The organism is Ureibacillus sp. GCM10028918, assembly GCF_042666115.1.
Lineage (GTDB): Bacteria > Bacillota > Bacilli > Bacillales_A > Planococcaceae > Ureibacillus.
The window spans coordinates 1-12,045 of the sequence record NZ_JBHTFK010000031.1 but is presented as its reverse complement, the minus strand read 5'-3'; the positions used below and the strand labels follow the sequence as shown (position 1 = coordinate 12,045).

Annotated in this window: 9 protein-coding genes and 1 rRNA gene; 8 read left to right on the top strand and 2 right to left on the bottom strand. The window is 35.5% G+C overall.

Going from position 1 to position 12,045, the window contains the following annotated elements; all coding sequences use genetic code 11:
* Nucleotides 1–96: 96 nt before the first annotated feature.
* A complete protein-coding gene (gene rnpA, locus ACFQU5_RS16035; RefSeq protein WP_390289951.1) occupies nucleotides 97–441 on the bottom strand; it encodes a ribonuclease P protein component in 345 nt (114 codons plus the stop codon).
* A gap of 169 nt (nucleotides 442–610) precedes the next feature.
* The gene (gene rpmH / locus ACFQU5_RS16030; protein ID WP_036200974.1) at nucleotides 611–745 is read right to left on the bottom strand and encodes a 50S ribosomal protein L34; all 135 of its coding nucleotides are present in this window, start codon (nucleotides 743–745) and stop codon (nucleotides 611–613) included.
* Nucleotides 746–1,373: 628 nt separating this feature from the next.
* On the opposite strand from rpmH, the gene dnaA reads away from it, so the two are divergent.
* The 8 genes from dnaA to ACFQU5_RS15990 all read left to right on the top strand — a co-directional run.
* Nucleotides 1,374–2,720: a chromosomal replication initiator protein DnaA gene (gene dnaA / locus ACFQU5_RS16025; protein WP_390289947.1), complete on the top strand. Its 1,347-nt coding sequence runs from the start codon at nucleotides 1,374–1,376 to the stop codon at nucleotides 2,718–2,720.
* Nucleotides 2,721–2,889: 169 nt separating this feature from the next.
* Entirely contained in the window at nucleotides 2,890–4,026 is a 1,137-nt protein-coding gene (gene dnaN, locus ACFQU5_RS16020) for a DNA polymerase III subunit beta (protein WP_390289943.1), read from the top strand.
* Nucleotides 4,027–4,314: 288 nt separating this feature from the next.
* Nucleotides 4,315–4,542, top strand: a complete 228-nt coding sequence (gene yaaA / locus ACFQU5_RS16015; RefSeq protein WP_390289940.1) for a S4 domain-containing protein YaaA — start codon at nucleotides 4,315–4,317, stop codon at nucleotides 4,540–4,542.
* The gene (gene recF / locus ACFQU5_RS16010) at nucleotides 4,543–5,655 is read left to right on the top strand and encodes a DNA replication/repair protein RecF (protein ID WP_390289937.1); all 1,113 of its coding nucleotides are present in this window, start codon (nucleotides 4,543–4,545) and stop codon (nucleotides 5,653–5,655) included.
* A gap of 131 nt (nucleotides 5,656–5,786) precedes the next feature.
* Entirely contained in the window at nucleotides 5,787–7,715 is a 1,929-nt protein-coding gene (gene gyrB / locus ACFQU5_RS16005; RefSeq protein ID WP_390289934.1) for a DNA topoisomerase (ATP-hydrolyzing) subunit B, read from the top strand.
* A gap of 28 nt (nucleotides 7,716–7,743) precedes the next feature.
* The gene (gene gyrA, locus ACFQU5_RS16000) at nucleotides 7,744–10,281 is read left to right on the top strand and encodes a DNA gyrase subunit A (RefSeq protein WP_390289931.1); all 2,538 of its coding nucleotides are present in this window, start codon (nucleotides 7,744–7,746) and stop codon (nucleotides 10,279–10,281) included.
* Nucleotides 10,282–10,494: 213 nt separating this feature from the next.
* Nucleotides 10,495–11,589 (top strand): HD-GYP domain-containing protein, encoded by a 1,095-nt coding sequence (locus ACFQU5_RS15995; protein WP_390289928.1) that lies wholly within the window; start codon nucleotides 10,495–10,497, stop codon nucleotides 11,587–11,589.
* A gap of 384 nt (nucleotides 11,590–11,973) precedes the next feature.
* Nucleotides 11,974–12,045: ribosomal RNA gene (locus tag ACFQU5_RS15990) — 16S ribosomal RNA — on the top strand; the annotation flags it as partial.

Here is a 12,045-nt window from a genome sequence, read left to right as displayed (position 1 = left end):
TGTATAGTCACTTACTCTCTACTTAAAATTGCTTATATTCGATCCTTAACTATATAGGATCGATTCATTGATCTTTTATTAAAGTATTTAGAGCTGCTACTTCCTTCTAATTACTTTTGCAATTTTCAGCACATGTTCAATACTTTTCTTGGTTTCGTGAAAATCTAACGTGGCCGCCTGGTTTCGGGCGATAATAACATAGTCCATATCTGGTCTTACTTCATCTTTTAATTCTAAAAACACTTGTCTTATATATCGTTTAATTTGAACTCTTGTTACCGCTTTACCGATCTTTTTGCCAACAGATAAACCAATTCGAAATTCTTCTTGATTTTCTTTTGGTAAGCAATACACGACAAATTGACGATTCGCGAAGGATTTCCCTTTTTTGAACACCTTCTGAAAATCATCATTTTTCTTAACTCTTTGGCGTTTCTTCATTCCTTCACCTGCTATTCTTAATGCATTTCTAATCCTTAAAAATGAAGATTAGAAAAACACGATCCCTGACTGACAACGAAATCGATGCTTTTCTTATACTAATTGCCTATTAACTTTAACTTTTCCTATTTATCAGTAAAAAAAAAGCCACTGAAGAAATTCAGTGGACTTATGCTGATAATACTTTTCTTCCTTTGCGACGACGAGCTGCTAATACTCTACGGCCGTTTTTTGAGCTCATTCGTGCACGGAATCCATGTACTTTACTATGTTTACGTTTTTTAGGTTGGTATGTGCGTTTCATTATATATGACACCTCCATTTATGAAAGTTAATTTCTATCCTACATTCAGACCATAACATTATATAAAAAAAAGAATTACATTGTCAATTAAATATTTAATTACTAATATGCTTGCTCATTTTCACATAAAAAAATTATCCACAATGCACCATGTTTATTATAAACAGTCATTGTGGATAATATTTTTGTGAATTTTTTTACCCACAGGAGTTATTTACAACTTTTACACAAATCCCAACCCTGTGGACAACTTTTAAGTGAATAAAAAATAGTTATGTGGATAAGTTATGTAAACTATTGAAATACCAATCTTTTTTTGTTACGATAAATGTGTTTTCCTTTGTGGAAATGTTGCGTGGGAAATATTTTATCCACAGAATGTTAGTAACTTGTGGACAAACTTTAACACAGCTTTGGGATAATAGTTATCCACACGCTGTGATTATGTGATTTAACTTCATTAAGAAAATCTTTTCTGTATCTAACTAAAGTCAAAAGTACATTCCGTAATGTACGAAAATCATAGAAATGGCCAATTCCAACACAATCTCAATCCGTGATTTCTATCTTATATAGATGTAGTTTATTTTTTCATAATGGAAAATATACATGAAAAGGAGTTAAAAGCTTGGAACATTTAGAAGAATTATGGAAAAATGTCCTGGCACAAGTAGAACAAAAAATTTCAAAACCAAGCTTTGAGACGTGGCTAAAATCAACAAAACTGCTTTCTTATAAAGGGAGTAATGTTACGATAGCCGCGCCTAACTCATTTGCTCGTGATTGGCTTGAAAATCATTATGTTCATCTAATCGCGGGCATTTTATCTGAATTAACAGGTGAGGACTTGCTAATTAAATTTGTTGTTCAAAAGGATCAGGATGATGACAGCCTTGATTTACCCGCTCCGGTAATTCAGGCCAAAAATGACGATGAACATGCAGAAATTTCACCCGGTATGTTAAATCCAAAGTATACTTTTGATACATTTGTAATCGGATCGGGGAATCGTTTTGCGCACGCTGCATCCCTTGCTGTAGCAGAAGCTCCTGCAAAAGCATATAACCCGTTCTTTATCTATGGGGGAGTAGGGTTAGGAAAAACCCACTTAATGCATGCCATTGGTCATTATGTGCTTGAACACAATCCCAATGCGAAAGTCGTATATCTATCATCAGAAAAGTTTACAAATGAATTTATTAATTCCATTCGTGACAACAAAGCGGTAGATTTTCGAAATAAATATCGTAATGTAGATGTTTTATTGATCGATGACATTCAATTTTTAGCCGGAAAAGAATCAACTCAAGAAGAGTTTTTCCATACATTTAATACGTTGCATACAGAATCTAAACAAATTGTTATATCTAGTGATCGGCCACCAAAAGAGATTCCAACTTTAGAAGATCGACTTCGCTCCCGCTTTGAATGGGGACTTATAACAGATATTACTCCACCAGATTTAGAAACACGGATTGCCATTCTTCGTAAAAAGGCAAAAGCAGATGGACTGAATATACCGAATGAAGTAATGCATTATATTGCAAATCAAATAGATACGAATATTCGAGAGTTGGAAGGGGCTTTAATTCGCGTTGTTGCATACTCGTCATTAGTAAATCAAGATATCTCCTCAGATCTTGCAGCAGCTGCATTAAAGGATATTATTCCAAATTCAAAGCCACGTATGATTACGATTTTGGATATTCAAACAGCAGTGGGAGAACATTTTAATATTAGATTAGAAGACTTTACAGCGAAGAGACGTACAAAATCCATTGCTTTTCCAAGACAAGTGGCTATGTATTTATCAAGAGAATTAACCGACTTCTCTTTACCTAAAATCGGAGAGGAATTTGGAGGGCGTGATCATACTACAGTCATTCATGCTCATGAAAAAATTGTAAAACTATTAAAAGAAGATCAATTACTTCAACAAGATATTAAACAAATTCGTAGTGTTTTAGGTAAATAATTCTGTGGATAAATAGTAGAATTCCACACATTCTTATCCACAACTTATCAACATGTGGATAGCCCGGTTTTGTAAGCATCCTAATTAGTTATACACAAATCCACAGGCCCTATTACTATATCTATTAATATCTTTTAAAAATAATATTATTAATAAGTGAGGTATAACGATGAAATTTGATATTATGAGAGATCGTTTACTAGACGGATTAAACAATGTAATGAAAGCTGTAAGTTCAAAAACAACGATTCCAATTTTAACGGGGATAAAAATCGATGTAACGAATGAGGGAATGACCTTAACAGGTAGTGATGCAGATATTACAATTCAAACATTTATTCCAGTTGAAGAAAACGGAGATCAGTTAATTAATATCTCTGAAACAGGTTCAATTGTGCTGCAAGCACGTATGTTCAATGAAATTGTACGTAAATTGCCAACAAATGATGTTGAAATTGAAGTAGCTAATGGATTACAAACACATATTCGTTCAGGGAAATCGGGATTCCACCTTATTGGCTCAGATGCCTCAGAATATCCGTTATTACCGGAAGTATCGACAGATCAACAATTTACTATGCCTGCAGATCTTTTAAAATCGGTTATCCGTGAAACAGTATTTGCAGTAGCAACTTCCGAAAGCCGTCCTGTTTTAACAGGTGTTAATTGGCAAATTAGTGATAATGAATTAAATTGTATCGCAACAGATAGCCACCGTTTGGCAAGAAGAAAGGTAACTCTTGAACAATTGCCAACAGATGTAAATTCAGTTGTCATTCCTGGTAAGAGCTTAAACGAATTAAATAAAATTCTTGGTGAGTCAACTAATCCTGTTCAAATTGTTATTACTAGCCAACAGGTTTTATTTAAAGCAGATAATGTCTTGTTCTTCTCACGTCTGTTAGAGGGTAATTACCCTGAAACATCTCGTTTAATTCCAGAAGAATACAAAACTAATATTACGATTAATGGAAAATCATTATTACAAGCAATTGACCGTGCTTCTTTATTGGCACGTGAAGATCGCAATAATGTTGTTCGATTTGAAACGTTTGACGATAATATTGTTGAAATTTCATCAAACTCTCCAGAAATCGGAAAAGTAGAAGAACAAATTCAAGTTGAAACACTTGAAGGTGAAAATTTAAAAATCTCATTCAGTGCAAAATACATGATGGAAGCTTTAAAAGCAATTGATGGACAAGATGTCGTAATTCAATTCACAGGTGCGATGCGTCCATTCATCTTACGTTCTGTTCATGATGATGCAATTTTACAATTGATCCTACCAGTAAGAACGTATTAATTATAATCTGTCTAAAGATATCCACAGATTTATATAAAAAGTTACTGCGAGTAGAGCGTCTCAATTTTCCAGAGGCGCTCTATTTTTAATTTTGTTTTAAATTTAGAAACCTAACACTAAAAAAGAAGCCTACGTTTAAGTAAATGTGGACGTAAATGGAGTGTTTTTTTTATATTTGGGCTTTATTTTCAATATAGGTAGGATGCTTATTCTGCTTTCTTTGGATTTTTTGATGAATTTTAGGTATGATAGAAGGATAGATGTACGTGTAACGGAGGATGAAATACTTTGGATGAAATTATTATTGATACGGAGTTTATTACACTTGGTCAAGCTTTAAAAATGACAGATGCCATTAGTTCAGGTGGGATGTCTAAATGGTTTCTTCAAGAAAATGATGTCTATGTAAACGGTGAAGTTGATCAACGCCGCGGACGCAAATTACGCCATGGTGATGTCGTTAATATTCCGGGTTGTGGAAGATTTGTCATTGTTAATAAGAACGGAGAAAATTAAATGTTCATCGAGCATTTAGAGCTTACAAATTATCGTAACTACGAAACATTGAAATTAGATTTTTCACCTAAAATTAATGTGTTTATTGGAGAAAATGCGCAAGGTAAGACAAACGTAATGGAATCAATTTATGTTTTAGCTATGGCAAAATCACATCGAACAAGTAACGATAAAGAATTAATCCGTTGGGACGCAGATTATGGTAAAATAGAGGGTGTTGTAAAAAATCGATATGGCAACATCCCTATGGAACTATCCATTACCAAAAAAGGTAAAAAAGGGAAAGTGAACCATTTAGAACAAACGAAATTAAGTAACTATATCGGACAAATGAACGTGGTCATGTTTGCACCGGAAGATCTTAATGTTGTAAAAGGGAATCCGCAAATAAGACGTCGTTTTATTGATATGGAGATAGGTCAAATATCGCCCGTCTATCTACATGATTTACTTACATTTCAAAAACTATTAAAACAACGTAATCATTTGCTTAAGCTTAATCAAGGAAAACAGCAAATCGATGAAGTTCTATTTTCTATATATACTGAGCAATATATTCATTCAGCTGTCCAAATTATTCGTAAAAGGCTTCAGTTTATTGAACTTTTACAAGTATGGGCAGAAAAAATCCATTTTGGCATTTCACGCGGCCTTGAAAAGTTAACGATTAAATATCGTGCAACTACAGGGTTAAATCCAGAATGGTCTTCTGAAGAAATGGCTACATACCTTGAAAAAAAACTTGCAGAAGTGAAAAAGAGAGAACTTGAAAGGGGCGTTACATTAGTTGGACCACATCGAGACGATTTACAATTTTTTGTAAACAACTATGATGTCCAAACTTATGGCTCTCAAGGGCAGCAACGTACAACAGCTTTATCTTTGAAACTTGCTGAAATCGAGTTAATAAAGCAAGAAACAAAAGAGGCACCTATTCTACTTTTAGATGATGTATTGTCTGAGTTAGATGATTATCGCCAATCACATTTATTAAATACCATTCAAGGTGAAGTGCAAACGTTTGTCACAACAACAAGTGTTGATGGGATTAATCATGAAACAATACAGCATGCTAAGATGTTTCACGTGAAACAGGGTGCAATTGAAAATTAACAGCAGTGAAAAGATGAGAATAGACGTATGCTTTTCGTCAAAGTTGAAAAAATTTGTTTAGAAAGTTTTAGGAATTTTGTTAAAGCTTTTTATTTTTGACACATACTGAGGTAATGAAAGAGTAGGTGAATATGGTGGCTTTAGAAGAGAAACAAGTACAACAAGCATATGATGCCGATCAGATTCAGGTTTTAGAAGGTTTAGAGGCTGTTCGTAAACGTCCAGGGATGTATATCGGCTCCACAAGCTCTAAAGGACTTCACCATTTAGTATGGGAAATCGTGGATAATAGTATTGATGAGGCATTAGCAGGTTTCTGTGATCATATTACTGTTGCAATCGAAAAGGATAATTGGATTCGCGTAGAAGATAATGGGCGTGGGATTCCAGTTAGTAATCAAGAAAAAATGGGTATGCCAGCAGTTGAAGTAATCATGACTGTATTGCACGCAGGAGGTAAATTCGGCGGTGGCGGTTATAAAGTATCTGGAGGCTTACATGGTGTAGGGGCATCTGTTGTAAACGCATTATCAGTAGAAACTGAAGTTTATGTTAAACGAGATGGTCATGTTCATAGTATTAAATTTGAACGTGGTCAAACAATGCAGCAATTACAAGTTATTGGCGATTCAGATGAAACTGGTACTACTACACGTTTCAAAGCTGACCCGGAAATTTTTAAAGAAACAACTGTTTATGAATATGACATATTAGCAACGCGTATTCGAGAATTAGCTTACTTGAATCGTGGTATTCGCATTACGATACAAGATGAACGTGAAGAAGAATTACGTTCAGATAGCTTCCACTTCGAGGGTGGGATTCGTGAATATGTCGAGCATTTAAATAAATCAAAAGAAGCGATTCATGAACCAATTGATGTAACAGGCGAAAAGGATGGAATCTCAATTGAAATTGCTATGCAATATAACGAAGGATTCTCTTCAAACATATATTCTTTTGCCAATAATATTAATACCTATGAAGGTGGTACCCACGAATCTGGGTTCAAAACTGCACTTACACGTGTAATTAATGACTATGCACGTAAAAACGGCTTGTTAAAAGATTCAGATACTAATCTTTCAGGTGAGGACGTACGTGAGGGGTTAACGGCTATTGTATCGGTTAAACATCCGGAGCCTCAATTTGAGGGGCAAACAAAAACGAAGCTAGGAAACTCAGAGGTAAGCTCAATTACGAACTCATTATTCTCTGATGGATTCGAACGTTTTATGCTAGAAAACCCTTCTGTTGCACGTAAAATTATTGAAAAAGGTCTAATGGCTGCTCGTGCTAGAGTTGCAGCGAAAAAAGCTCGTGAATTTACACGTCGTAAATCAGCATTGGAAATTTCAAGTTTACCAGGTAAACTAGCAGACTGTACGTCAACAACTCCCTCAGAATCTGAAATCTATATCGTTGAGGGTGACTCTGCGGGTGGTTCAGCAAAATCAGGTCGTGACCGTTACTTCCAAGCAATTTTACCGTTGCGCGGGAAAATTTTAAACGTTGAAAAAGCAAACTTAAACCGTATTCTATCGAACGCCGAAATTCGTGCCATGATTACTGCCTTTGGTACTGGAATTGGTGAAGAGTTCGATTTACAAAAAGCGCGTTATCATAAAATTGTCATTATGACAGATGCCGATGTTGACGGCGCACATATTCGTATTTTATTACTTACTTTCTTCTTTAGATTCATGCGTCCATTAATCGAAGCAGGCTATATTTATGCTGCTCAACCACCTTTATATCAAATTAAACAAGGTAAGCATGTGGAGTATTGTTATTCTGATGAAGAGCTTCAAGAAATATTAAATCGTTTAGGAAATACACCAAAGCCAGTCGTTCAACGCTATAAAGGTTTAGGTGAGATGAACGCTGAACAATTATGGGATACAACAATGGACCCTGAGCATCGTACACTTTTACAAGTGGAATTGGATGATGCAATGAGAGCAGATGAAATCTTCCAAGAGCTAATGGGTGATGAGGTCGAGCCTCGTAGACGATTCATTGAAGAAAATGCAGTTTATGTACAAAACTTAGATATTTAACTGGTCGTAGTGAAGGGAGGTCTTCCTTGTGTCTGAAAGTCAACACGAAGGTGTAAAAGGAATAAAAATAAGTGAAGAAGTACAAACATCGTTTTTAAACTATGCTATGAGTGTTATTGTTTCACGTGCTTTACCGGATGTACGTGATGGCTTAAAACCTGTACACCGCCGTATTTTATATGGAATGCAAGAGCTGGGGAATACTTCAGATAAGCCCTATAAAAAGAGTGCTCGTATTGTCGGCGACGTAATGGGTAAATACCATCCACATGGTGACTCATCTATTTATGACGCGATGGTACGTATGGCACAGCCTTTTAGTTATCGTTACATGCTAGTTGATGGACATGGGAACTTCGGTTCTGTCGATGGTGATGGTGCAGCCGCAATGCGTTATACCGAGTCACGGATGTCGAAGATCACGATGGAAATGTTACGTGATATCAATAAAGATACCATCGACTATCAAGATAACTATGATGGCAATGAAAGAGAGCCAATTGTATTACCGGCACGTATCCCAAATCTATTATTAAACGGTGCATCAGGTATTGCGGTAGGGATGGCAACAAATATTCCACCACATCAATTAGGCGAAACAATCGATGCTGTAATAGCATTATCTGAAAATCCAGCCATCACAACAGAAGAATTGATGGAGATTATTCCTGGTCCCGACTTCCCAACAGGAGGGGTAATATTAGGACGCAGTGGTATTCGTCGTGCTTATGAAACTGGTCGTGGCTCTATTACTGTTCGTGCAAAAGCTGAGATTGAAACAAAAGCGAATGGGAAAGAAACAATAATTGTTAACGAAATTCCATATCAAGTGAATAAAGCAAGACTAATTGAAAAAATCGCCGAATTAGTAAGGGATAAAAAAATTGACGGCATTACAAATCTACGTGATGAATCTGACCGCCGTGGTATGCGAATCGTAATGGAAATCCGCAGAGATGCAAATGCCAATGTCATTTTAAATAATTTGTATAAACAAACTGCTATGCAATCAAACTTTGGTGTGAATATGCTAGCTTTAGTAGATGGGCAGCCAAAAGTATTAAGTTTAAAAGAAGTACTGCATCATTATTTAGAACATCAAAAAGTGGTTATCACTCGTCGTACGAAATTCGAGTTAAGAAAAGCAGAAGACCGAGCGCATATTTTAGAGGGATTAAGAATTGCTCTTGATCATATTGATGAAATCATTTCAATTATCCGTTCATCTCGTTCCGGTGATGAAGCAAAACCAGTTTTAATGGAGCGATTTAATTTAACTGACCGTCAAGCACAAGCAATCTTAGATATGCGTCTTGTTCGTCTAAGTGGATTAGAACGCGAAAAGATAGAAAATGAATATCAGGAACTTCAGGCTTTAATTACAAAATTAAAAGCTATTTTAGCTGATGAAAGTAAAATCATTGACATTATTCGAACAGAAATGACTGAAATTAAAGAACGTTTTAATGATAAGCGCCGTACAGAAATTACGGCTGGCGGTTTAGAGATGATCGAAGACGAAGATTTAATTACACGAGAAGACTCTGTACTTACGCTGACGCATAATGGCTACATAAAAAGACTTGCTTCCAATACGTATCGTAGCCAAAAACGTGGTGGTCGAGGCGTTCAAGGAATGGGAACACATGATGATGATTTTGTAGAGCATCTACTATTTACTTCGACTCACGATACTATTTTATTCTTTACAACTAAAGGGAAAGTATACCGTGCAAAAGGATATGAAATTCCTGAGTTTGGCCGTACTGCGAAAGGCTTACCAATAGTCAATCTGTTAAATTTAGAAAAAGAAGAAAAAGTAACTGCAATGATTCGTGTAGATGAATTCAAAGAAGATGCTTATTTAATCTTTACTACGAAAACAGGTATTACAAAACGTACTCAACTTTCGCAGTTTGCACATATACGTACAAGTGGTTTAATTGCCATCAATCTTCACGACGATGATGATTTAATTTCCGTTCGTTTAACGGATGGAACAAAGGATGTCATTATTGGAACACATGATGGGATGTTAATCCGTTTCAAAGAAGAAGAGATTCGATCGATGGGACGAACGGCTTCCGGTGTACGCGGTATCAAGCTGCGTGAAGGTGATTATGTCGTTGGTATGGAAATAGTTGAACCAGGACACGAAATTCTGGTGGTCACTGAAAAAGGTTATGGTAAACGAACGCCAGAATCTGAATATCGTTTACAAAGCCGTGGTGGCGTTGGTTTAAAAACGATCCAAATTACAGATAAGAATGGATCAATGTGTGCAGTTAAAACGGTAGATGGTACTGAAGACATTATGCTTATTACGATTAATGGAATTTTGATTCGTATGGATGTGAATGATATTTCAGTTATTGGCCGAAGCACACAAGGTGTTCGATTAATTCGTCTAGGTAGTGAGGAACTAGTTGCAACAGTTGCTCGCGTGAAAAAAGATGAGGAAGACGAAATTGAAGATGAAGAATCAGAAAATACTACTGATCCAATGCCGACTGAAGAAGTAGATATAGAAACTTCTGAGACCGATTCAGAAGAAGAAGAAAATTAATTTAATTTAACCAGAAACCTATTTTCTCTTAGGTTTCTGGTTTTTATTATGTACTAATCCGAGAGTATAGATGAACTTATTATTTAGATAAATGATTTGAAAAGATAGTAAGTGTAGTATAATTTGAATAAGTCTGAAAGGACATGCTGAAAAGGAAAGAATTTCATACCTCTATTAGCTTCTTAAAAACTTAAACAGAGAAGAGGTTTTAGTTTGGAAACTACATACGTAAATAGCAATGCCTTAAGAGTTGGAAAAGTTGTAGCGGAGGATATTTTCGCTAATACCAAATATCCTATTGTTTTCAAAAATACAAAAATCACCAATGAAGTGTTGCACGTTTTAAAGGCGTTTAATATATTAAAAGTTCCTGTATTAGTGGAGGAAGATGAGAAGCAAAAAGTTCGAAAAGATGAATCAACAGATATTGTAATTGGAACAGAAGTGCCAAAGCCTTTTATGACATTCGAGAAAATATACCTTGATGCTGTCGCTGAATTCAAGAAAGTATTTTTTGCTTGGGAAGCAGGCACTAAAATTGATATTACGAAAGTAAGAGGCATTATTTTACCTCTAGTAGATAAAGTTCAAGAAGAACGATCAATCCTCTTCAAGCTTAACGGTCTATCAAATGCTAAAGACTATTTATTCCATCATTGTATTGCGACTGGTTTAATCAGTGCCATTATCACACAAAAACTGGGATATGCCCGAGGCTTTGTCCTTCAAATGGCGGTGGCCGGTACATTAGCTGATTGTGGTATGGCAAAAGTGCCTAATCAGATTCGAGAAAAGAAGGGAACTTTGACGGAACAAGAATTTCTTTTAATTCGTCAGCACCCATTATTTAGTTATAAAATGATTGAAAGCTTACCAGCTATGAAAGAAGAAATGAAGCTTGCAATTTATCAGCATCACGAACGTTTAGATGGAAGCGGCTATATTGAAGGGGTGAAGTTGGGGAAAATTTCAAACTTCTCCCAAATAATTGCGGTTGCAGATACTTTCCATGCAATGACAAGTGAACGTGTTTTTCGTTCAAAGGAATCGCCATTTAAAGTAATAGAAATGATTAAGGAATCCGAGTTTGGCAAGTTTGATATAAAGATTGTTCAAGCACTCGTAGATTTGGTTGCTGGTCTTCCAATCGGAACGAATGTTGAGCTTTCAAACTTAGAAACTGGTGAAATTATGTTTATTAACAGCTTTGCACCTACAAGACCATTAGTGAAATTAGTTACTACAGGTGAAATTATCGATCTTTCAAAACAAAGAAACTTATACATTTCACAGGTTTTAACAGATTAACATGAATAAATAATTGATATATAGGAGCACAAGAGAGATTACTATTTTTCTTGTGCTTTTATATTATAGTTTTTTAGATTTTTGCTGATTATGATAAGTATCTATACCTATAAAACATAAGGAAAAGAGATGTTTTTGTAGAAAAGTAATTTTTTTTAATTAAAGTGTTGACGTATGCTTGAATACTTGTTATTATAAGTAAGTCGCCAAGAGGTGACGCGATATGAACCTTGAAAACTGAACAACAAAACGTTAATGAATATAGTTTCTTCTATTAATTTAGAGAAACAAAATTTTGGACATCAAAATTGATGCCAGCAGATGTTTTTTTTGGACATTAGTATTAATGTCCAACAGAAATTTGAGCTTTATCAAATTTTCTCTTTTATGGAGAGTTTGATCCTGGCTCAGGACGAACGCTGGCGGCGTGCCTAATACATGCAAGTCGAGCGGACT